This window comes from Pleionea litopenaei (assembly GCF_031198435.1).
GTDB classification, from domain to species: domain Bacteria; phylum Pseudomonadota; class Gammaproteobacteria; order Enterobacterales; family Kangiellaceae; genus Pleionea; species Pleionea litopenaei.
Map to the genome: position 1 here is coordinate 1,794,089 of NZ_CP133548.1, position 21,788 is coordinate 1,815,876.

At 45.4% G+C, this 21,788-nt stretch carries 24 protein-coding genes; 7 read left to right on the plus strand and 17 right to left on the minus strand.

Translation table 11 applies throughout. From position 1 onward, the window contains the following. Nucleotides 1–134: 134 nt before the first annotated feature. The 15 genes from ndk to aspS form a co-directional block, all read right to left on the minus strand. A complete protein-coding gene (ndk, locus tag Q9312_RS08080) occupies nt 135–566 on the minus strand; it encodes a nucleoside-diphosphate kinase (RefSeq protein WP_309204084.1) in 432 nt (143 codons plus the stop codon). A 156-nt stretch (nt 567–722) separates the two neighbouring features. Then, nucleotides 723–1,406 carry a 7-cyano-7-deazaguanine synthase QueC gene (gene queC, locus Q9312_RS08085; protein ID WP_309204085.1) on the minus strand — a complete coding sequence of 228 codons (684 nt, stop codon included), beginning with the start codon at nt 1,404–1,406 and terminating at the stop codon, nt 723–725. 6 nt (nt 1,407–1,412) lie between these two features. After that, the gene (gene queE, locus Q9312_RS08090; RefSeq protein ID WP_435408652.1) at nt 1,413–2,057 is read right to left on the minus strand and encodes a 7-carboxy-7-deazaguanine synthase QueE; all 645 of its coding nucleotides are present in this window, start codon (nt 2,055–2,057) and stop codon (nt 1,413–1,415) included. A 118-nt stretch (nt 2,058–2,175) separates the two neighbouring features. After that, nucleotides 2,176–2,946, minus strand: coding sequence for a tol-pal system protein YbgF (gene ybgF, locus Q9312_RS08095; protein WP_309204086.1), 771 nt, complete (start codon nt 2,944–2,946; stop codon nt 2,176–2,178). Further along, nucleotides 2,936–3,454 carry a peptidoglycan-associated lipoprotein Pal gene (gene pal, locus Q9312_RS08100; RefSeq protein ID WP_309204087.1) on the minus strand — a complete coding sequence of 173 codons (519 nt, stop codon included), beginning with the start codon at nt 3,452–3,454 and terminating at the stop codon, nt 2,936–2,938. The genes ybgF and pal overlap by 11 nt, the downstream gene beginning before the upstream one ends. An 83-nt stretch (nt 3,455–3,537) precedes the next feature. Next, on the minus strand, nt 3,538–4,881 hold the full coding sequence (tolB, locus tag Q9312_RS08105) for a Tol-Pal system beta propeller repeat protein TolB (RefSeq protein ID WP_309204088.1): 1,344 nt from the start codon (nt 4,879–4,881) through the stop codon (nt 3,538–3,540). 29 nt (nt 4,882–4,910) lie between these two features. After that, on the minus strand, nt 4,911–5,702 hold the full coding sequence (tolA, locus tag Q9312_RS08110; protein WP_309204089.1) for a cell envelope integrity protein TolA: 792 nt from the start codon (nt 5,700–5,702) through the stop codon (nt 4,911–4,913). Nucleotides 5,703–5,713: 11 nt separating this feature from the next. After that, the gene (gene tolR / locus Q9312_RS08115) at nt 5,714–6,133 is read right to left on the minus strand and encodes a protein TolR (RefSeq protein WP_309204090.1); all 420 of its coding nucleotides are present in this window, start codon (nt 6,131–6,133) and stop codon (nt 5,714–5,716) included. Nucleotides 6,134–6,136: 3 nt separating this feature from the next. Next, complete coding sequence (gene tolQ, locus Q9312_RS08120; RefSeq protein ID WP_353961556.1) at nt 6,137–6,826, minus strand: protein TolQ; 690 nt, start codon at nt 6,824–6,826, stop codon at nt 6,137–6,139. Then, nucleotides 6,816–7,223 carry a tol-pal system-associated acyl-CoA thioesterase gene (ybgC, locus tag Q9312_RS08125; RefSeq protein WP_309204091.1) on the minus strand — a complete coding sequence of 136 codons (408 nt, stop codon included), beginning with the start codon at nt 7,221–7,223 and terminating at the stop codon, nt 6,816–6,818. The genes tolQ and ybgC overlap by 11 nt, the downstream gene beginning before the upstream one ends. 182 nt (nt 7,224–7,405) lie before the next feature. Further along, the gene (ruvB, locus tag Q9312_RS08130) at nt 7,406–8,431 is read right to left on the minus strand and encodes a Holliday junction branch migration DNA helicase RuvB (RefSeq protein ID WP_309204092.1); all 1,026 of its coding nucleotides are present in this window, start codon (nt 8,429–8,431) and stop codon (nt 7,406–7,408) included. A gap of 55 nt (nt 8,432–8,486) precedes the next feature. Then, nucleotides 8,487–9,095 (minus strand): Holliday junction branch migration protein RuvA, encoded by a 609-nt coding sequence (gene ruvA, locus Q9312_RS08135; RefSeq protein ID WP_309204093.1) that lies wholly within the window; start codon nt 9,093–9,095, stop codon nt 8,487–8,489. Beyond that, a complete protein-coding gene (ruvC, locus tag Q9312_RS08140; protein WP_309204094.1) occupies nt 9,092–9,610 on the minus strand; it encodes a crossover junction endodeoxyribonuclease RuvC in 519 nt (172 codons plus the stop codon). The genes ruvA and ruvC overlap by 4 nt, the downstream gene beginning before the upstream one ends. A gap of 296 nt (nt 9,611–9,906) precedes the next feature. Beyond that, nucleotides 9,907–10,650: a YebC/PmpR family DNA-binding transcriptional regulator gene (locus tag Q9312_RS08145; RefSeq protein WP_309204491.1), complete on the minus strand. Its 744-nt coding sequence runs from the start codon at nt 10,648–10,650 to the stop codon at nt 9,907–9,909. 38 nt (nt 10,651–10,688) lie between these two features. Further along, the gene (gene aspS, locus Q9312_RS08150; protein ID WP_309204095.1) at nt 10,689–12,458 is read right to left on the minus strand and encodes an aspartate--tRNA ligase; all 1,770 of its coding nucleotides are present in this window, start codon (nt 12,456–12,458) and stop codon (nt 10,689–10,691) included. Nucleotides 12,459–12,631: 173 nt separating this feature from the next. On the opposite strand from aspS, the gene Q9312_RS08155 reads away from it, so the two are divergent. From Q9312_RS08155 to Q9312_RS08180, 6 genes are read left to right on the plus strand one after another with little or no spacing between them, the layout of a single operon-like run. Next, nucleotides 12,632–13,903: a pepsin-like aspartic protease gene (locus Q9312_RS08155; protein WP_309204096.1), complete on the plus strand. Its 1,272-nt coding sequence runs from the start codon at nt 12,632–12,634 to the stop codon at nt 13,901–13,903. A 14-nt stretch (nt 13,904–13,917) separates the two neighbouring features. Next, nucleotides 13,918–14,469: a GNAT family N-acetyltransferase gene (locus Q9312_RS08160; protein WP_309204097.1), complete on the plus strand. Its 552-nt coding sequence runs from the start codon at nt 13,918–13,920 to the stop codon at nt 14,467–14,469. A gap of 58 nt (nt 14,470–14,527) precedes the next feature. Further along, complete coding sequence (locus Q9312_RS08165; RefSeq protein WP_309204098.1) at nt 14,528–15,322, plus strand: SAM-dependent methyltransferase; 795 nt, start codon at nt 14,528–14,530, stop codon at nt 15,320–15,322. 14 nt (nt 15,323–15,336) lie between these two features. Beyond that, a complete protein-coding gene (locus Q9312_RS08170) occupies nt 15,337–15,588 on the plus strand; it encodes a hypothetical protein (protein ID WP_309204099.1) in 252 nt (83 codons plus the stop codon). A 47-nt stretch (nt 15,589–15,635) separates the two neighbouring features. Further along, entirely contained in the window at nt 15,636–17,381 is a 1,746-nt protein-coding gene (locus Q9312_RS08175) for a tetratricopeptide repeat-containing diguanylate cyclase (protein ID WP_309204100.1), read from the plus strand. Between the two features lie 12 nt (nt 17,382–17,393). Further along, nucleotides 17,394–18,221: an RluA family pseudouridine synthase gene (locus Q9312_RS08180; RefSeq protein ID WP_309204101.1), complete on the plus strand. Its 828-nt coding sequence runs from the start codon at nt 17,394–17,396 to the stop codon at nt 18,219–18,221. Here Q9312_RS08180 and Q9312_RS08185 read toward each other — a convergent pair. Continuing rightward, a complete protein-coding gene (locus Q9312_RS08185; RefSeq protein WP_309204102.1) occupies nt 18,192–20,069 on the minus strand; it encodes an alpha/beta hydrolase family protein in 1,878 nt (625 codons plus the stop codon). The genes Q9312_RS08180 and Q9312_RS08185 overlap by 30 nt on opposite strands. Before the next feature lie 4 nt (nt 20,070–20,073). Then, on the minus strand, nt 20,074–20,574 hold the full coding sequence (locus tag Q9312_RS08190; RefSeq protein WP_309204103.1) for a tetratricopeptide repeat protein: 501 nt from the start codon (nt 20,572–20,574) through the stop codon (nt 20,074–20,076). Nucleotides 20,575–20,768: 194 nt separating this feature from the next. On the opposite strand from Q9312_RS08190, the gene tesB reads away from it, so the two are divergent. Then, nucleotides 20,769–21,632: an acyl-CoA thioesterase II gene (gene tesB, locus Q9312_RS08195; RefSeq protein ID WP_309204104.1), complete on the plus strand. Its 864-nt coding sequence runs from the start codon at nt 20,769–20,771 to the stop codon at nt 21,630–21,632. Nucleotides 21,633–21,788: the final 156 nt, after the last annotated feature.

The window sequence follows — 21,788 nt, forward strand, 5'->3', positions numbered from 1 at the left end:
AAATCGGGAGCATTTAGAGTTCTCATACCGATAAAGTACTCTGACCGATTTTCTGGAATAAAGTTTTCATCGCATTAAAAATAAAAACCCCCACCCTGCGATTGGCGGGTAGGGGCCTAGCTTAGATCAGAATATTAGCGAGTGCGAGGACAGATTTCTTCGTCAGAGAAGAAATAGGCAATTTCGCGAGCCGCTGACTCTGGAGCATCTGAACCGTGAGCGGCGTTTTCATCAACAGAAACCGCGTAGTCTGCACGAATCGTTCCGCGTAGCGCTTCTTGTGGGTTAGTAGCACCCATGATTTCACGGTTTGCAGCAATGGCATTTTCACCTTCAAGTACCTGAACCATAACAGGACCAGAAGTCATGAACTCAACTAAAGCACCAAAGAATGGACGCTCTTTGTGCTCAGCATAAAAGCCTTCGGCTTGCTCTTTTGACATGTGAATCATTTTAGAAGCAATGATTTTAAGTCCTGCACGCTCAAAACGTGTGTAGATCTCACCAATAACGTTTTTAGCAACTGCGTCAGGCTTAACGATAGAAAAAGTACGCTCGATGGCCATTATTTTCTCCAAAATATTAGATTATTCAATAAGTTATAAATTTAAAGTCGCGCCTCAGTGAACCCTGACAACCTGGCCACTGAGTGCACAAAAATTCAGCGGCGCATTATACATGGGCAAGCCACAAAAGCCTAACATTCCTGCGCTAGACGCCACTCACCGATAGCGCGTTGGGTCCTCGACGCCCGCTTCACTAAACGCCCGTTGACGTATTTTGCAACTGTCGCATTCGCCACACGCTGCGCCTTGCGCATCGGCTTGATAGCAAGATACGGTTTTGCCGTAATCCACGCCCAACGCTTGGCCTTGTCGAATGATATCGGCCTTGGTTAAGTGCAATAGTGGCGTTTCAATCATCGGGCCATGCCCTTCAACGCCCGCTTTGGTGGCCAAGTCAGCCATGGCTTGAAAGGCTTTAATGTATTCTGGTCGGCAATCCGGATAGCCCGAATAATCGACTGCGTTGACGCCCGCGTAAATCGCTCGCGCATCGATGACCTCTGCCCAAGCCAGTGCGATGGATAAAAAAACCGTATTTCGCGCCGGCACATAGGTCACCGGGATCCCATCGCCCTCTTCGGTGGGTACCTCAATGGTTGCATCGGTCAGCGCCGATCCACCAAACCCACCCAAATCGATAGGGATAATGCGATGCGCGGCCACACCGGCTTCTTGTGCAATCACTTTAGCCGCTTCAAGCTCTGCGCTATGCCGCTGGCCATAACTGAAGCTCAATGCGTAAATCTCGTAGCCTTGTTGCTGTGCCAACGCCAAGCAGGTACTTGAATCTAGGCCACCTGACAGCAGCACAATGGCACTGCCGCGATTATTCTGTGTCATATCGGGCTATCTCCCTGGCTCATCGTTCCAAAGTATTTTATGCAACTGCACTTGAAATCTAACCGGCAAATTATCGGCGACAATCCAGTCTGCCAGCTGCGACGGGGCAAGCTGTTCGAAACTGGGAGAAAATAATACGTCGCAGCGCTGGTTTAGCTTAAGTTCATCCAGTTTAAACCGCGCCCACTGATAGTCTTGCTTCGAACAAATCACGAATTTGATTTCATCGGTGGGCTTCAATAAATCGATATTGCTCCACAGATTGCGCTCCATTTCTCCCGAATCGGGCGTTTTTAGGTCGAGTACGACCGACACTCTCGGGTCAACGCCACTAATATCCATTGCGCCACTGGTCTCAATCGACACCGATAATCCAGCGTCACACAATTCGGTTAATAACGCTTCACAGCCGGCTTTTTGTGCCAAAGGCTCGCCACCGGTCACGGTGACATGCTGTGTTTTGAAGCCTTTCACTTGTTCAACCACCGACTCTAATGATTGGTATTCACCCCCCGTAAATGCATAGGCAGTGTCACAATAATGGCAGCGCAATGGGCAGCCAGTCAGCCGCACAAACACCGTTGGCAGACCAATGGTACGGGATTCACCTTGCAGGGAGTGGAAAACTTCTGTAATTCGCAGTCGGGTCACAATATGGATAAACTTTGTTCAAAATGGGCGCACATTCTAATCACTCACCCAAGTAAGGTAAAGCAATAAAAAAGGCTCCATTGGAGCCTTTGATTACCGCAGATTGGGTAAAATAGATTTACTTCAGCTTCTGTAATTCATTACGCGCCAGCTGTTCAGTGGTGCCGTCGTAACGTTCAATCACTTGGTTGAAGATCGCTTTCGCTTCGTTGATTTTATTTTGCATCACCAAGACTTTGCCTTGTTTGAGTAGCGCATCAGCGGCTCGACTGGAATTACCAAACTGCTTAGTCACGGTCTGATAGGAGGCTAATGCCAAGTCGAGTTTATTTTGAATGTAGTAAATTTGCCCTAACCAGTAATGCACGCTGGCTTCGTACTGGCTCTTTGGGTAGCGCGACAGAAAGCTTTGATAATCGGCAATCGCTTGGTCGTATTGCTTATTACGTACCTTAGCGAATATTTGCTGATAATCAGAGTGTACGTCACCGCCTGCTTGATTACTCGAGCCTGTGTTAGACGCAGTGCTGGGTAGAGTGCTGGTGGTCGCGGTGGATGATCCGCTGCTATCGTTAGCGGCTGATCCAGAATTTTGTAATTTGGCTAAACGACGTTCAATATCGCTGTATAAATCGCGTTGTCGCTCTTGCAGTTGCTTCAATTGATATTCGTGTTGCTCAATTTGCCCGCGCAGTTTCTGCAATTCTTGTTGAATCGCATTAATCTGAAACATGATGTCGGCCTGAAGCTGGCCACGGGTTTCTGCCATTTGCTCCAATCGAGTTAAACGCTCTTCGACTGACTGAGCTGCAATACCGCTAGCAGAAAATGCCGACAGCACTGCAAGCAGTGCTGTCGATAGAAAGACGCGGCTTTTCTTAACCTTCATAGTTTAGAACAGCGCGACGATTCTTTTCCCAAGCCATTTCGTTATGAGCTGGGTTCGCTGGGTTTTCTTCACCGTAGCTAACCACACGAATTTGTGAAGAAGTCACACCGTAGCTCATTAAGATGTCACGTACAGAGTTACCACGACGCTCACCTAACGCTAAGTTGTACTCAGGCGTACCACGCTCGTCACAGTGACCTTCAACCACGATTTGAACACCTGGGTTGCGGCTTAAGAACCAAGCGTGTGCTTTTAACAAATCTTGGTACTCAGATTTAACCGTTGAATCATCAAACTCGAAGTAAACCGTGCGAACTTTACGAGCTTCTTCATTAAGACGCTTCGCTTTATCTTCTGCACTCTCTACTTGAGGCGTTGTAGTCTCAACTTGATTTTCAACTGTATCAGTAGTTTCTGGACCAGTACCAGTATCACTACCAGAACACGCAAATAAGAATAGCGCGGGCAAAGTAACTAAAATGCTTTTCCCCAGACCTTTGATTGACATTTTTGTAGCTCCTATCGTTTTTTTAAAATAAAACCTGTTGTTATTAACCTACAGTGCCGCTGGCACTATTTCTGCCAATAACGTCACTGAATTAAAAATGGCGACCAAGCGGGCGCTTTTACTTCACCCTGTTTAGCCGGAAGGCGGACTTTGAACCGACCATCGGTCGAAACTTGAGCCAACACCTGACGACCATTATGGATCGTCGCATAGATTACCATGGTTCCGTTCGGAGCTAAACTGGGAGATTCATCTAAAAGGGTATCTGTGAGGATCTGCATAGTCCCCGTCTCAATATCTTGTTTTGCGATATGATAGACACCATTCGTTCTGTTCACGAGGATAATGCTTTTTCCGTCCGGTGTATAGGCCGCACTGGCATTATATTCGCCCTCAAAGGTCACTCGCTCCGGGCGTCCACCACGCACACTGACTCGATAAATTTGCGGGCGTAAGCCACGATCTGAGGTAAATAGAATCCATTGTCCATCTGGCGAAAACTCGGGTTCTGTGTCAATAACGTTAGGTCCCGTGTTGGTTAAGCGACGATATTGGCGCGTTGTTAAATCTAAAATGTAGATTTCGGCATTACCGTCTTTTGATAGGGTAAGCGCTAATTTACGGCCATCGGGAGAAAAAACAGGCGCGCTATTGATACCTGGAAACGCCGCTATCATGGTGCGTTGGCCAGTATAAATCTGTTGCAAGTAAATTTCTGAACGACCATTTTCGAACGAAACATACGCTATGGCTTTACCGTCAGGTGACCAAGTTGGTGACATGATGGCTTCTTCACTGGTGTAGAGACTTTCAGCGTTATGGCCGTCGCTGTCTGCGATATACAATTGAAACGGGCGAGATTTCGAGCGATCGACGGTAACATAAGCGACGCGCGTGGCAAATGCTCCTTTTACTCCGGTAAGTGCTTCATAAATGTTATCCGCCACCTGATGCGAGTAAAACCGAAAGTTTTGCGTTCCTGCCGAACCGGAATTATTCAAGAGTAAGAAGTCACTGTTACTGACGAGCTCCCCGCCTTCGACTCGCTGTTGCGGCTTGAACACATCAATTAACTGGTATTTAACCGAAAATTGACCTGGCGTCACCTCTTCAACCGAACCAACCACGACCGCTTCAATACCTTTTTCCTTCCATTGTTGAATGCTGACCTGCTCGTAAGACGTCGGTAACTCTGGCATTTCATTGAATGGCATGGGATTAAAACGCCCGCTTCGACGCAAATCGGCGGCTATAATCGCAGACATATCGTGGGGTGGTTTGCCCGATACACCGGAGTAGTTAAATGGCACAACCGCCACTGGTCGCGCGAAACTCATACCGTCTTCGATAATAATATCAAAGTTAATGTCGGCCCGCGCAGCACTCAACACCAGCACGGAAAATAAAATGGCCAACTTTTTCATCATTCTTTAATTACCTTACCTGTTAAACATGGTTATATGTTCGGACTTAAGCCCAAGGATATATTTAAACTGCGTAATTCATCGATAACCGCCGGATCTTTGCTCATAGGAAAAGGCGCAGCCTTTACCACCGCCCGCTCTGCAGAGTCACAATATCGACCTTGTTGATCGAGGATTTTAAATCCTAAAAGGATTCCTCCAGGCCCGAGACGCAAGTTAAAATCGCAGTAGCCAGCATTCTCTGGTTGATTCCAATACTGTCGAATTTTACCTTCTATTCGGCTTCGATAAATGGCCGCTTCAGACATCACCGCCTCTCGTTGCGCTGCCATTGCTTGTTGTTCAGCCGCCAACTGTTCTGCCATGAATTCTTCTTCACGTTGTCGTTGCTCGGCGAGCGCTTGATCACGTTTTTTTTGTTCCTCTAATTCTTTCTTCTTCTGCTCAGCAAGTTGCTCTGCTTTTTTCTTCGCTTCGGCATCACGCTTCTTTTTCGCTTCGGCTTCTTTGCGTTTTTTTTCATCGGCAATTTTCTTTTGCCGTAATTTTTCCGCCTCTCGCTTTTTGCGCTCAAGTTCTTGCTGCTTTTTCTTTTGATCTTGAGTATTGGTTTTCTTTGGCGTTGTTTTCGGCGGTGGTTTTTTCTGCTGCTGTTCAACCAATTGTTTAATGGCGGCTCCATCAACCGCTTTCGCGCGAATGTTCGGTGCGACTTTTTCGCGCACTTCAACACTGTCGAATGAATACATGATGATCATTGCAACGAGCAGCAGCAAATGAGCGGCTCCTGAAATGATTAACGATATAATTAAGCGTTTACTCAAACCCGTCTCCGCTATTCAAGGGGTTCGGTCATTAGGCCAACGCTTTCGATGCCCACTTCTTGTTGCAACAACACCATTAAACGAATCACTTTATCGTAAGCTACATTTTTATCACCATTGATCATAATGCTGACCTTAGGGTGCGTTTCTTTGTATTTCTCAACGAGCGCCACCAGTTCTTGGGGTTCAAGCGCTTGATCGCGATTCTCTCCCAAAGAAAGGTAGTAATTACCACTGGCGTCAATGCTGGCAATTAATGGCGGTTCTTCGTCCGCAGGCAATGGTTCACTGGCGGCTTGTGGCAAATCAACGGTGACACCCGCGGTAATTAACGGTGCCGTGATCATAAAAATCACCAACAGCACCAACATCACATCGATGTAGGGCACCACATTAATTTCGGCCATTGGCTTGCGACGATTGGGTTTCATCCGCTAGCCCTCAGTGGCGCTGTGCGCTTTACGATGCAAAATACCCGAGAACTCTTCTACAAAGTTGTCGTACTGATTTTCAACTTTCTGCACTGAGTGATTGAATTTGTTATAGGCGATAACCGCTGGAATCGCGGCAAATAGGCCCATTGCGGTGGCAATCAAGGCTTCTGCGATACCTGGTGCGACCATGGCGAGTGTCGCCTGTTTAACCGACCCTAATGCGATAAATGAGTTCATAATGCCCCATACGGTACCAAATAGACCAATGTACGGCGTGGTTGAACCCACCGTTGCCAAGAATGACAAATGATTTTCAAGCTTATCAATTTCACGCGAATGCACCACGCGCATTGCTCGATGAGCTCCCTCCATCACCGCGCCGGCAGAGGTTCCCTTTTGATTACGTAATCGTACAAACTCGCGGTAACCAGCCATAAACACCAGCTCCATGCCCGACGGGGGAATGCGTCGTGAGCCGAGTTCATTGTATAACTTGCTTAAATCGACGCCCGACCAAAACTTATCTTCGAACTGTCGCGACGATGTCGCGGCAAGCTTAAGGGTGCGATAGCGATCGACAATCATGCCCCAAGACAGTAACGAAATTACCACCAAAGCGAGCATGATCAGCTGAACGATCAGGCTAGCATTAAGAAATAAACCAATTATGGACATTTGATCATGCGTCACGAGACATTTCCTCTAATAATTCTTCTGGCATTGGACGAGGTCGCATCGTGCTTAACGTGACACATACGACTAAAATTTCACCTTCGGCGTAAACCAATTCGCGGTCGTTCGCTGATACAATTTTCTGGTGAAATAAAACTCTTACACCGCGTATCTCTTTGATAGTGGATACCACTTCGAGCGCGTCGTTAAAGCGCGCCGGACGGTAATAATCGACCTGCGCTCGACGAACCGCAAACGCGATATCTTGATCGATTAAAACACTTTGATCCAACCCCCAATGACGTAGCCATTCCGTACGACCACGCTCCATAAACTTGAGGTAATTGGCGTAATAAACAACACCGGCAACATCGGTGTCTTCGTAATAGACCCTAATCGGAAATGAAAATTCCATCGCGCTACCATTTTGTCTTTGATGCAAACGCATAGTTTAACAACATAAATCAAGAATTGTTGATATCGAATTGAAAACTAAAGAAATTCGACGCCACACTATACCGGTTTTATCTCATTAGATGAATGCACAGAGGGTTTCAAAGTGTGAATAGCGTCGAATCTTTTGCAGAATTAACTGAGCTATGAGTCAAAAAGATCGCTTTTCTGCGGAATGATATCGAAATGCTGGTAAGCACGAGGGGTTGCAACGCGCCCACGCGGCGTACGTTGAATGTACCCTTGTTGAATTAAATAGGGCTCGATGACATCGCCGATGGTATCTCGCTCTTCACCAATGGCCGCGGCCAGTGTGTCTAGGCCGACAGGGCCACCAGAGAATTTATCGATGATGGCCAACAAAAGTTTGCGATCCATGGTATCGAATCCTTGCTCATCGACCTCGAGCATATTCAGTGCTTTGGCGGCCACCTCATTTGAAATAACACCGTCGGCTTTCACTTCGGCATAATCGCGCACACGGCGCAGTAAACGGTTTGCAATACGTGGCGTTCCGCGCGATCGGCGGGCGACTTCATTCGCGCCCTCAGGTTCGGCCGACAGGCCTAGGATATTTGCTGAGCGCATCACAATATCCGCCAGCTCTGCATTATTATAAAACTCAAGACGCTGCACGATACCAAAACGGTCTCGTAACGGTGATGTTAATAATCCCGCTCGAGTCGTCGCTCCCACCAGCGTGAAAGGCGGCAAATCGAGTTTGATAGACCGTGCAGCCGGACCTTCGCCAATCATAATATCGAGTTGATAATCTTCCATGGCTGGGTACAAGATTTCTTCGACCATTGGGCTCAAACGATGTATTTCATCAATAAACAACACGTCATTTTCTTCTAAATTGGTCAACAATGCGGCCAAATCACCGGCTTTTTCTAACACGGGTCCTGAAGTGAACTTGATGGCGACGCCCATCTCATTGGCAATAATATTTGCCAAGGTGGTTTTGCCTAACCCGGGAGGACCAAAAATTAACACGTGGTCCAACGCATCTTGGCGCGATTTCGCCGCCTGTAAAAAGATCTCCATCTGCTCTTTGACTTGCGACTGCCCAACATAGTCCGCCAGCTTCGTGGGACGGATCGCCCGATCAATGCGATCTTCATCAGAAGGTTGCGCCGTTCCAGCAATGATTCGATCTTCTTCTATCATAGTGTCTCTCGTAAGTTATCTAATCGATGGGCTCTTTATGCAACGACTTAGTCACCTAGCCTTTGCCCATATTTTTCAGAGCCAATCGAATCAATTCGGCGCTGCTTGAAATCTCATCATCAATACGACTAATCGCCTTGGCCGCATCTTGTGGTTTGTAACCCAACGCAATCAATGCGCTTTCGGCTTCTCGAGTGACATCAGTCGCCTGAGTTTTAGAGACGCTTGTCGAGGCTGCGCCCGATGGCAATGAGGTTCCCCAATCTTGCAACCGGTCTTTCATTTCAACCACCAGCCGTTCTGCTGTTTTTTTACCAACACCGGGAAGCTTAACCAATAACTGAGTATCGCCATCATGCACGCACCGCACATACTCATCGGCGGTCATTCCGGATAAAATGGCAATTGCCAACTTTGGTCCAACGCCATTGACCTTAATCAATTCTCTGAATAATTGTCGATCGCTTTTACTATGAAAAGCATACAAATTATGGGCGTTTTCACTGACCGATAAATGGGTGAATAAAGTAATTTTCTCGCCCACTTCGGGCAATTGAAAAATGGTGGTCATGGGAGCCTGCACTTCGTACCCAACCCCTTGTACATCAATCACCAAATTAGGAGGTGACTTTTCAATAAGCATTCCGCTCAATCGACCGATCAACGTATTCTTCCTCTTCTTCTTTTATTCGCTCCTAATTGAGCAATTAAAGACTGCATTGTATTGGCGTGACACAAAGCGACCGCTAGACCATCTGCCGCATCGGCTTGCGGTTTTGCCGACAACTGCAACAACGACATAACCATATGTTGCACCTGAGATTTATCGGCACCGCCATGACCAACCACGGCTTGCTTGATTTGCCGTGCTGAATACTCAGCCACACTGAGAGCATGAGTTGCCGCAGCAACGATTGCAACACCTCGAGCTTGACCTAACTTTAATGCTGAATCAGCATTTTTAGCCATAAAAACTTGTTCAATGGCAGCTTCGGTTGGATGATACTGGCGAATAACTTCTGACAAGTTATCATAAATTTGCTGCAGCTTTTCAGCCAGCGACGTCGGCTGAATTCGAATACAACCGCTGGTCACATAACGGCATTGTCCCGCTTCGATTTCAACGATTCCAAATCCAGTAATTCGAGAGCCAGGATCAATTCCTAAAATTCGAGCCAAACATTACCTCACGTCACACATCAGCTACTTAGGCAAATGACGGTCGTCGTTGCACCTAAGATGTTATGAAAAGCGATAATCACTATACCACGACCTTTTCGGTGGTGAGAGCACAAAAATACGCCGTTAGTTCGTTCAAAAGACTTAACACGATCAAAAAGAGTACATCCGTTCTAAAAGAGTTACTCCAATCGAAAAAAGTTGCTTCGAACGAAAAGAAGCGCCTCTGAGATTTTCAAAGACCTGTTGAGCCGCATGTTGTTGAGTTTATGACAACCGGTTTATCGCCCGCTCGCTCAAAGCAGTTCGTAAGCCTGCTCTGGAATATCGGCGTTGGTGTAAACATTTTGAACATCGTCGAGATCTTCCAGACGCTCAACTAAACGCAACACTTTGGCACCCTCTTCTGCGCTCAGCTCGGCTTGCGTTGATGGCAACATCGCTACCTCGGCATTTTCAGCGTTCAAGCCAGCCGCTTTCAGCTCGTCTTTCACCGTCATAAATTCATCAGGCGTTGTTAGCACTTCAAAGGATCCATCATCATGGCTGACGACGTCTTCAGCGCCGGCTTCAAGAGCGGCTTCCATCAAGGTATCTTCTTCAATTTGGTCGTCGAAGACCAACTGACCTTTTTTATCGAATAGATACGCAACCGAACCTGAAGTACCTAAGTTGCCTCCGTGTTTAGAAAACGCATGGCGAACTTCTCCAACCGTACGATTTTTATTGTCGGTCAGACACTCAACTAACACCGCCACTCCGCCAGGACCATACCCTTCATACGTGAGGTTTTCGTAATTCTCACCATCGTTATTGCCGGCGCCACGAGCGATGGCTTTTTCGATGGTGTCTTTCTTCATATTCGCTCCGAGCGCTTTATCTATACACGCTCGAAGTGACGGATTATCTTCTGGATTGGGGCCGCCCGTTTTTGCAGCCACCACCAGTTCGCGAATTATTTTTGTGAATACTTTCCCACGCTTGGCGTCTTGCGCTGCTTTGCGGTGTTTAATATTGGCCCATTTACTGTGTCCAGCCATCATTCACTCCAATGCTTCTGTTGTTTATTGAATACTCGTTACTTTTTCTGTTCGATGGCAATGCCCAACTCTTTCAATTGTGCTTCTGACACTCGTGCTGGCGCTTCTGTCAGCGGGCAACCTGCCGTCGTTGTTTTCGGGAAGGTGATCACATCACGAATGGAACTTGCGCCCACCATCAACATGACTAAACGATCAAGACCAAACGCAATACCACCGTGAGGTGGGCAACCAAACTTTAATGCATCGAGTAAAAACCCGAATTTTTCTCGCGCTTCTTGCGGCTCAATGCCCAAGATATCGAAAATGGTTTGTTGCAAATCCATATTGTGAATACGAATCGAACCACCGCCCACTTCACATCCGTTGAGAACCATGTCGTAAGCACGAGAAAGCGTGCCAGTCGGGTTAGCTTTTAAAGCGTCGGGATCGAGTTCTTTAGGCGAAGTAAACGGATGATGCAAGGCTTGCAGTTGACCGTCTTCTTCTTCAAACATTGGGAAATCAACAACCCATAATGGCTGCCACTCATCGCGCAGCAGATTATGCTCATTCGCCAATTTCAAACGTAACGCGCCCAATGCATCGGCAACCACTTTCGACGTATCGGAACCAAAGAATAAGATGTCTCCAGACTCAGCATCCACTCGTTGTAAAATCGCTTCGGCCGCTTCGGCAGATAAAAACTTAACGATGGGAGACTGTAATCCGTCTAGACCAGCAGCTCGATCATTTACCTTGATGAAGGCTAAACCTTTCGCACCATACACACTGACAAACTTGGTGTACTCATCAATGTTTTTACGACTAACGTTGGCAGCGCCACCTTTTAAGTTCAAAACACCGACTCGGCCATTGTCATCAAGTGCAGGACCACTGAATACTTTAAAGTCGACATCTTTGACTAAATCATCAACCGTGTGGATCGGCATATCAACGCGAAGATCGGGTTTATCCGAACCGTATTTTTCCATCGCCTCAGAATACGGCATGCGTGGAAATGGATTGGGTAGCTCAACGCTTAACAATTCACTGAACAGCTTGCGAATCATCGTCTCCATTAACCCCATGATGCCTTCTTCGTCCATAAAAGACGTTTCAATATCAAGCTGGGTGAACTCGGGTTGGCGATCCGCCCGTAAATCTTCATCACGGAAGCAACGCACCACTTGATAGTAACGATCAAAGCCGCTCATCATGAGCAGTTGTTTAAACAGTTGCGGCGATTGCGGAAGGGCGAAAAAAGACCCTTTATGAGTACGTGATGGTACCAAGTAATCTCGAGCGCCTTCTGGCGTCGCTTTCGTTAAAATCGGCGTTTCCATATCGAGAAAACCTTGCTCATCTAAATAACGACGCAAGGCTGAGGTTACTTTTGTACGAAACAAAAACTTTTCAGTCATTTCTGGACGGCGCAAGTCTAGATAGCGATATTTCAAGCGCGTCTCTTCTGACACTTCTTCGTGTCCATCAATTAAGATCGCCGGTGTTTCAGCGGCGTTTAAGCACTCGATATGATCGGCAACAACTTCGATGGCGCCAGTCGCCATATCTTTATTGACCATATTTTCTGGACGCTTGCGTAGCTTGCCTTTCACCACAACGACAAATTCGCTTCGTAACTGATCGGCAGCGGCGAACACATCCCCTTGATCCGGTTCAACGGTCACTTGCACGATTCCGCTACGGTCACGGATCTGCAAAAAGATAAGTCCCCCAAGGTCTCGACGACGGTGAACCCACCCGGCAATTGACAGTTCACTTCCTTCTTCTAGAGTGACAAGGTCGGCACAATAATGGCTACGCATATTCTTTCCCATTGATGGTTATAATCTAAGGTATTGATTTTATTGCAATCCTAGGCAAATTCAGGCATTTTTACCGGTTTCTACGTGCGCTTAGGATGCACCTTGAAAAGGGGCATAATGGTACGCGAGGCCCTTTATTTAAGCAAGATAGAACACAACAGGACGCCAGCACATTGAACGACAATAAGGCTTTACGCATACCCATTACCAATGTTTACGCCAATGGCGACTACACAATGGATGTTTATCTTGGGAGTGAGCATCAAAAGGCTCGAGTGATCCTAGACACCGGCTCCAGTACGCTAGCGGTACATCCAACCAATTACCGTCCGGAGAGCGACCATTATTTACAACCCACCTCTTACGCGCAAGATGTCACCTACGGCCTAGGAGGCTGGACCGGCCCTCTGATAAAAACCTCTCTCACCTTAGCGGGTCATTGTAGTCAGCGTGATGCTGAACACGCATTTACCGTTGCAACAACGCATGTCGCCGTCGCAACTACTGAGCAACCGCACGCTTTTGCGAATGCCGATGGCATTATGGGTCTGGCTTACCACGGACTGAATAAAGCCTTTAACTTGCACGATTACTTTGAACAAAACCAAGTGGTTCCAGCGGTAACCTTCCCTTGGCCATTTTCGGTTAAAGCGACGCATCAAGCGATTGTCGATTTTAAAAAGTTTCTGTGGCATTACGTCGAGCAAGATATTTTACCTTGCTTCACGGAGTGGGAAGCGCATGGTTATTGCGCCAATCAATTTTCTTTTTTAACGCATCGCTCAAGCATTCATCATGCTCAAGCGGACCTGACTCTTGAGGAGTTAGAGCAAGATCCTCTCAACCAAGGTATTTTTGTACTCGGTGGCGGTGAAGAACAAGATCACTTATACCAAGGTGAATTCACCGATATTCCCGTGTTACACCATGTCTATTACAACGTTGATTTAGCGGCAATACAGGTCGCAAACCTAGAGCAGCGAGCCGCTCCTGCATTGGCCGAAAAAGATCAAGCCCATTACTTCTCAAATGCAATTTTAGACACTGGAGCTTCAGCCATTGTTCTTCCTGCAACTCTTTACCAAACGCTGTTAGATGATATTCGAACGATCGCTCCAAGCAGCTACCACTGTTTGATTAATTACCCGGCATTCAATGGTGAAGAGCAAGGCATTAATATTCAAGAGATGGAAAACCTTGCTTGGCCCGATATTAAATTTTGGTTTCGCGGTGTGAAAGCTCCCTTAGTGGTCACCGCTCGTGAGTACTGGCAAATGAATGCGCCCAAATTTGGTCTTGCCTCTTTTAAAATATTTTCACAACTCGCTCACTGGCCTGATCAAAGCATTTTGGGCCTACCGATTTTTAATCCTTATTTCACCATTTTCGATCGGCAGAATAACGCCACCATTCGATTCGCAGAGAAAAGAAGTTCAACCACGTGAAGTTCAACGACAGTATGAATAAGCATACTAGGCTTGCTGACGCTTATCACTCGGCTCAGATTGAGGGCCCAGGCTACTTGCTTAAGCCGCTAGCTGGGGATGACTTTACTTTGTATCGCCAGCTTTACACCTTACCAAGTATTCAAAAGTGGATTGGCGTTGCGTTTTCTGACCGACAAGTCGAGCGTGCCTTTGCTCAATTATCGAGCAAGGTGCAGCCTTTTTGGTTTGATAATATGCATTGGGTTATCTACGACAAAGTATCGGAAGACGCCATTGGAATTACCGCACTCGTTGGTCAATCTGCGGTTGAAGTTGGTACTCTTTTGTTACCGCACGCTCAGAACAAAGGGGTCGCTTATGAGGTGATGAGTAACACGATTAATTATGCTTTTACACAAGCTAATAAAGAGAAAGTATTTGCTTATTTTTGGTACAAACACACAGCGTCTTTTCGCTTGGTAAAAAAATTAGGCTTTTATATCGACCAAGTTACACTTCACAAGCAACGACCGTTGCCTTCCTTTTACTGTGAAAAAATCAATAAAAATAGAGTAAGTGTTTGAAAATATTAGAAAGACTGGTATCTTTACAGTCTAACTATTTCAAGGGGATGAAATAACGTTGGCTCGATTACACTGCGTTGGTGTCGGAATAGAGCTTGCCGCTCATATAACACCTGCTGCTCAAAAAGCCATAGCCGACAGCGATGTCGTCTTCTATGCTGCGTCTGATAGCATCTTTGAAGCATGGATGGCCGAACTTCATCCCAATGCACATTCCCTGCAAAAATTTTATCAAGACGGCAAATCTCGAAAGACGTCTTATCAAGAAATGGCCAGTGAAATTGTTCAAGCGCTCGAACAAAATCAATCCGTTGCGGCGGTGTTTTATGGTCATCCAGGCGTATTTGTTCAACCTGCCAGCTTCGCTATGAAAGCGGCAGAAAAACAAGGTCACCAAGTGATCATGTTGCCCGGTATTTCTGCCGAAGATTGCTTGTACGCTGATTTAAATATTGATCCCGGTCGTTTTGGTTGTCAGATGTATGAGGCGTCCCAATTTCTTTACTATCAGAGAACGATTGATACCTCTGCTTATCTTATCCTCTGGCAAATTGCTCTGGTGGGCGATCAATCTCATACCCGGTTTGAAGAAGACAAGAATAACGTTCAGTTGTTTATCGAATACATGAACCAATTCTACTCCCTTGATCACACCGTTATTGTTTACGAAGCGCGAGCCAGTTACTTTGATGATCTTCGTAAAGTAGAAATTCCGCTTGGCCAGCTTACGAATGTGGCGCTCAGCGAAAAATCGACGTTGGTTATACCGCCTTCAACGAAAATGAAACGGAATCCTTTTTTTACTAAGCAAGAAAAAAATCTCAAAAAATTAAAACTGATTCACTCTCGTTAACCATGGAGAAAACAATGAAAGCAGCAATTAAAATAATCGAGAAATTGGGACTAGGCGAAACACTTTCTGAGCAAGATCAAGCGTCGGTACCAGCCGATTTACTTGAAATGCTTAAAGAGCGCAACAAGCGATTAGTTGAAAAATACCTCGACTTAACACCTGACATTCACTGCGTATTGCTTCCAGCAGATGATGACGAAGGTGAAGAGCAGGAAGAAACTCCTAACGAACAACCAAACGAAGAAAAGATTACTGCACAAAAATAATGAAAAAGTTAATTTTTATTTTTCTTTTGACGTGTAGCGGAGGCCTTATGGCCTCCGACTCTGTCGAAGATTTGCTCTCGTCTGCTGATCGAATTCGATTATCAGAGCCCCACAAGTTTTCAGAAATTATTCGAGAAATCTCAAAGCAAGTGGATGATCTGAGCTCTGAACAACGCTACTTTTTTGAATATTTAATGGCATACGAGTCGGCCCTAAAAGGTGATTCGGAACGCGCCGTTAAAACTTATCAACATGTGTTCAATAACTCGACCAACCCAGATTTAGTTTATCGCGCCAGTTACTCCATACTTAATGTATTGGTTATCAATCGTCATTGGCGTGAAACTCCAGAATATTTGCATTACATCAATGACAATTACAGCGCCATATCATCTGAAGAAATTCAAGCCACGGGTTTGGTTGCAGTGGCACTGTTTTACAATCACTTAGGCAATTTTGACAAAGCGCGCGAGTACGGGCTAAAAGCCATCAATGTTACCAATGCTGACAACGTATTGTGTACCGCTTATCAACAACTCGCTCAATCTGAGTTAAAGCTCAACTTACTTAACCCGAATGCCATTATTTTAATAGACGGCATGGAAGCCTGCGAAAAAACAGAAAAACATTTGATCTCGTACATGATCAATTTATACAAAGCTTCCGCACTATTCAAAGAAAAGCAGTACTCACAAGCCACCCAATTATTGCAGAAGTACCTTAACCGAGTGGTTGCTTCAAACTATGTTCCGATTCAGTCTGAATACTATGCGCTATTGGCACAATTAGCCTTTGCTGAAGGAAATATCAGTGGCGCAATTGCCTACGCTCAAAAAGTCATTAATACCAACCACAACTCAAGCAATAATGAAGCGCTCGTCAAGGCCTTGAAAATAATGGCCGATGCAACAGCGATACAAGGTAACTTGAGCGAGTCATTGGTCTGGTTAAAAGAATACTCGAAAACCGACAAAGCTTTTTACGATCAACTGACCGCCGAAAACCTGGCGTTTCAACTCGCCACGCATGAAGTGATAGAGAAAGAAAATCAAATAAAGCTACTGAACAAAGAAAATGAAGCCTTGAATCTAGAACGCGATTTAAGTCGTCAAGAAGCTCAGAATAAAACCTTAATGATCATCATGCTTATTTTGATCATTGGATTCACGTCATTTTGGGCTTATCGAACGAAAAAGACTCACGTAAAGTTGCGTAAACTTGCTGAGTTTGACTCTCTTACAGGTATCGCTAATCGACGCCACTTTACCAAAGAAAGTGAGAACTGTTTGAAGATGAACCAAAGTCGAGGACAAGCTGTCAGTTTTATCTTGTTTGACCTCGACAAATTCAAATCGATTAATGATAAATTTGGTCACCCTGTTGGTGATTGGGTACTGCAACGAATTCCAGCTCCGGTGCAAAAAGTCATTCGTAAAATTGATATATTCGGACGCATGGGTGGAGAAGAATTTGCCATACTATTACCGGGTTGCGAGCTTGATAAAGCGCGAGAAATAGCAGAAGCCATTCGAAAAGGACTGCAAGAAATAAATAGCCAAGAAACGGGACACGACTTTAACATCAGCGCAAGCTTTGGTATTACCGTTAGTCGAGTATCTGGGTATGAGTTTGAAGACCTGATGAAACATTCTGACGACGCTTTGTACGAAGCAAAACGCGAAGGTCGTAATCGAATTCATGTGTATTCAATGCCGCCATCTGAAGCTAAGAAAGTCAGCGCTTTTGAATCAGCCGCTTCTGAGTCAGATTCCGAAGAAACGGAAAGTCGCTAGCCATTAAGCACTATGGAAATTATTGAACAGCATTTTACCGTCGATCAATCGGGCAGCACTCTGCTCGATTTGCTGGCTGAGAACACGCCTCTGTCAAAGCAAAAAATCAAGGATGCGTTACTTAAAGGATGCGTTTGGCAAACCTTGGGTAAGAGAACTCAGCGGGTTCGTCGCGCAAAAAAAGTGATTGCTGTGAGCAGTGAAATCCATTTGTACTACAATCCAAAGGTGTTGGGCTCCCCAATACCCGAGCCTACTCTCATTCATGACGAAAAAGATTACTCTGTGTGGTTAAAGCCTAGCGGCATGTTGAGTCAAGGCTCTAAATGGGGCGACCACTGCACCATTACTCGATGGGCAGAGAAGCATTTACAACCGCAACGCAACGCCTTTGTTGTGCATCGTCTCGATCGTGCAGCAACAGGATTAATACTCGTGGCCCATACGAAACAAGCAGCCGCTAAGTTATCTGCGCTGTTTGCCGAACGTCATATCACTAAAAAATATTATGCAACGGTCACTGGTCTTTGGCCCCATTCAGAGAAAGTAACTATCGAATCTCCCATTGATGGAAAGCCGGCAGTCAGTCACGTTAAGCCCATTGATATTTCAGCCAATGAAAGCTTGCTTGAGGTGACTATCGATACCGGGCGTAAGCATCAAATTCGCAAACACTTAGCAGGTTTGGGCTTCCCAATCATCGGCGACCGTCTATATGGAACTCGACCAGACGCTGAGCAGGATCTTCAGCTCACAGCATTTCATCTTGCCTTTACCTGCCCATTGAGTGGACAATCAAAATCTTTCGAATTACCGCTGCGTGGTAAAGCTACGCTCTAAAAATCGACCGATTTCTCGATAAATTTTTTCACGAACATCAACACCAGACATTTGATGATCAACTCCTTCAAACTTTACGGTTTCATAGGATTGTTTAAATTTATCCAATTGGTTAATCAATGCATCGACCTGTTGCACGGGTATCAATTCATCACTGCTGCTGTAGATAACTAAGAGCGGTCGCTTTAATTCCGCAATTTCTAAATTTAAGTTATGTTTACGGCGCCACTCAGGGTTATCAGGATCGCCAAAATTAGATTTAAACTTTTCTTGATCGTATGGCGATTGCAATTTTTCATAGATGCCAGCGAGATCAATCGCCGGCGCCATTAAAATACCGCACTTATAGTCAGCCGGATTTTCTAACAGTTCAGACAAAGCGGCAAAGCCACCAAAACTGGCGCCCAAAAAGCAACTGTTGTTTCGAGAGATCGCGTATTGATCTTCAAGAAAGTCAAACAACTGATCAACATCATCTTCAATGGTACTTCTAAGTTGGCCATAAGCTGAACGTTGAAATGCCTCACCAAAGCCGGCTGATCCTCGGTAGTTCAATGTCGCAACCAAATAACCTTGTTGTGCTAGCCATTGAGCTTCGGGATCAAAACGCCAACGATCACGAATTTCAAAAGGACCACCATGCAGTTTGAGAATCACAGGTGTTTGTGTGGAAAGGTTAGCCGGCGTTGTTATGTAGCTTGTCAGAAACAGGTTGCCACTTAACTTCAAACTCACTGCTTCAACCGGCTGCCAAGTTTTTTTTGCGTCAGACCGTTTTTGGTCCGCCAATTTTTGTTCAGGCACTTCTTGATCAGCCAGCTTTTGATTACGCAACCTTTGTCGTAGCAAGGTTGCCTTGCGTGCTTTGATATCAATCAAATATATACTTGGCGCTTGGGTCGGTGACTGCGCTTCTATCAGCCACTTACTGCCGCCCTCGTTACTTGCAATAGCTCGCCATGCCATATGTCTATCTAACTTACGAATTAACGAGGCAACGCTAGAAAGGGTTCGATCGAAAGTCTTGGTTTCTGGGTATAAACCATCATAAAACGCCATCGCCACCTTGTTTTTATCAGCAGACAAAACAAAATCATGAAGATCGTAAGCATTATCTGACCAAAACAAATCGGTCGCGTAGCTTTTTGATTTTTCATCGAAGCGCACCTGCCAAATGCCGACACGATCAGCATTTCCTTCAGACATCACCCAAATGGTGTCACAATACTGATCAACCTCAATCTTTCTAATCGGCTCAATACCATCAACTTGATACCAGTTTTTCTCTCGAAATTGATACAAAACGCCCGCATTTGAAATCGCGGCACAAGGCTGGCCTCGTGATACGTGCGTGATTGTCGAGTTTTTAGGTAACTCAAAGGTCTCAGACACTAGGCCATCACTCATAGAAAACGCAAAAGCTTGATGATCAACTTGATAGAGAATTGGAAAGGTTTGTTGATGATTGCTAACTAAGCGAAACTTTCCTTTACCACGAACTAACAATTTTCGCTGTTCAGTTTTCAAGTTAAAATGAATCAACCGAAAACTTTCTCCTTCGGCCACGGCATAAATTAAATGCTCCTCTTCATACAGTGCGACAGCTACCAGTCGTTGTTGATCAGATAGTTTAATCTGTATACTGGGCGTTTCTTGATCAGATAAGTTCTGAACAATCAGTTGAATGCTTTGATCTTCAACTACCCAAACAACTTTGTCGCCACTGCGTGACATGGTAACGGGTGTCGACTGAGGTTCTTGAAACCACCGATTAATATCAAATGCCGCTTCTACGGAATTCAAGACACTGAAGGCGCCGACGAAAACTATTAAAATAATTCGATTCATAAGATTACTGCAGTAATAATTCTTGTTTAAGTTTAATGGCTGGCAAATATTTGCGATCAGCGGCTCTATTCAAATAATATTTCGCCTCGGTCTCATCCCGGGCCACACCATATCCATTGTGGTAGTGCTGATAAAGCATAAACATGGCTTTCTCAATACCGTTTTGTGCAGCGAAGTAATACAAGCGTGCCGCCTTTTTATAGTCCTGCTCGACGCCTCGCCCTTCATAATAGAGATCGGCCAATAACGTCATTGATTTCGGGTTTTGGGTCGCAGCGGCTAACGTACACCACTTTGCAGCTTGCTCATCGTCGCTTGGCGCATCGACGCCATTACTGTAGCGATAACATAACGCATGAGCGGAGTTCATATCGCCCTGTTCGGCTTCTTCAGCCAAGGTTGATAAGCTTTTCTCAAGATTGGTCATATTGGCACAACTCGAAAGTAAGAGTACGCCAGCACTGCTCATTAATAATTTCCAACTATTTAAATTTCGAAGGCTCATCAGGACTCCTTATTTCAAAGAATTTACTAGCATTGTCTGATTTTGCAGACAGTAGGTCAATTCAATTGGTTATACTGTTCACTTCGATTGAAAGTGGTAAACTGAACATTGCGTATTTCCGCTGTATTCAAGACATTGTGACCTATACTTAGGTCACATGAATTTAGCAGCAATCTGATTGAGAGAACAGAAACATGAGTGCCGTATTAGCAGAACTGGTCGATTTGTTAAGTCTAGAGAGAATCGAAAGCAATTTATTCAGAGGACAAAGCCAAGATCTTGGCTTTGCTCAGTTGTTTGGAGGTCAAGTAATCGGACAAGCACTCTCTGCCGCGAAACAAACCATTGATACCGATCGTGTTTCACACTCATTTCACAGTTACTTTTTACTACCAGGTGATTCTAGTAAGCCAGTTGTGTATGACGTCGAATCCATACGCGATGGTCGCAGTATTTCGACGCGACGTGTTAAAGCCATTCAAAATGGCAAAACTATTTTTTATATGACCGCTTCGTTTCATGTAGAGCAAGATGGCTTCGATCACCAATCTTCCATGCCTAACGTTACCTTGCCCGATGATTTGCCATCAGAGTTAGAAATCGCGCGAAAATACAGCGAATACATTCCTGAAGCACTTAGAGCAAAGTTTACTTGCGACAAACCGATCGAAATGCGTCCTGTTGAATTTTTTAATCCACTTAGACCCGAGAAAGCGCAACCACAACGACACATTTGGATGAAGACCAATGGCCAGCTACCGGACGATCTACGCATTCATAAATATGTTTTGGCCTATGCTTCTGATTTTAGTTTCTTACCAACGGCAGCATTACCACATGGTGTCTCTTTTCTGACACCGGATCTGCAGATGGCAACCATTGATCACACCATGTGGTTTCATCGTGACTTTCGCTTTGATGACTGGCTATTGTATGTCATTGAGAGTCCATCGGCCTCGCATCAACGAGGTTTCGTCACTGGCAAAATATACGATCAATCGGGCCGCTTAGTCGCAAGCTCCGCACAAGAAGGGATCATGCGTTTTAAGAGCCATTAAACGGCAATAAAATCGCTCATCCATTAAAAAAGCGAACCGTTTGGTTCGCTTTTTTTCAAAACTATTGAAACACCTTTCTCAACGACTCTGGTGCAATAATCGTTACAATCAACTTGACCTAACCAGTCGTCACTTAGGGTATCTCAGTTAAACTCG

Coding starts and splice junctions, on each gene's coding strand:
- Q9312_RS08160 (WP_309204097.1), top strand. CDS start 13,918: ATGAATAAGCATACTAGGCTTGCTGACGCTTATCACTCGGCTCAGATT.
- ndk (WP_309204084.1), bottom strand. CDS start 566: ATGGCCATCGAGCGTACTTTTTCTATCGTTAAGCCTGACGCAGTTGCT.
- Q9312_RS08190 (WP_309204103.1), bottom strand. CDS start 20,574: ATGAGCCTTCGAAATTTAAATAGTTGGAAATTATTAATGAGCAGTGCT.
- Q9312_RS08180 (WP_309204101.1), top strand. CDS start 17,394: ATGGAAATTATTGAACAGCATTTTACCGTCGATCAATCGGGCAGCACT.
- aspS (WP_309204095.1), bottom strand. CDS start 12,458: ATGCGTAGCCATTATTGTGCCGACCTTGTCACTCTAGAAGAAGGAAGT.
- Q9312_RS08175 (WP_309204100.1), top strand. CDS start 15,636: ATGGCCTCCGACTCTGTCGAAGATTTGCTCTCGTCTGCTGATCGAATT.
- tesB (WP_309204104.1), top strand. CDS start 20,769: ATGAGTGCCGTATTAGCAGAACTGGTCGATTTGTTAAGTCTAGAGAGA.
- Q9312_RS08185 (WP_309204102.1), bottom strand. CDS start 20,069: ATGAATCGAATTATTTTAATAGTTTTCGTCGGCGCCTTCAGTGTCTTG.
- tolB (WP_309204088.1), bottom strand. CDS start 4,881: ATGATGAAAAAGTTGGCCATTTTATTTTCCGTGCTGGTGTTGAGTGCT.
- Q9312_RS08170 (WP_309204099.1), top strand. CDS start 15,337: ATGAAAGCAGCAATTAAAATAATCGAGAAATTGGGACTAGGCGAAACA.
- queC (WP_309204085.1), bottom strand. CDS start 1,406: ATGACACAGAATAATCGCGGCAGTGCCATTGTGCTGCTGTCAGGTGGC.
- ybgC (WP_309204091.1), bottom strand. CDS start 7,223: ATGGAATTTTCATTTCCGATTAGGGTCTATTACGAAGACACCGATGTT.
- tolR (WP_309204090.1), bottom strand. CDS start 6,133: ATGAAACCCAATCGTCGCAAGCCAATGGCCGAAATTAATGTGGTGCCC.
- ruvB (WP_309204092.1), bottom strand. CDS start 8,431: ATGATAGAAGAAGATCGAATCATTGCTGGAACGGCGCAACCTTCTGAT.
- pal (WP_309204087.1), bottom strand. CDS start 3,454: ATGTCAATCAAAGGTCTGGGGAAAAGCATTTTAGTTACTTTGCCCGCG.
- Q9312_RS08145 (WP_309204491.1), bottom strand. CDS start 10,650: ATGGCTGGACACAGTAAATGGGCCAATATTAAACACCGCAAAGCAGCG.
- ybgF (WP_309204086.1), bottom strand. CDS start 2,946: ATGAAGGTTAAGAAAAGCCGCGTCTTTCTATCGACAGCACTGCTTGCA.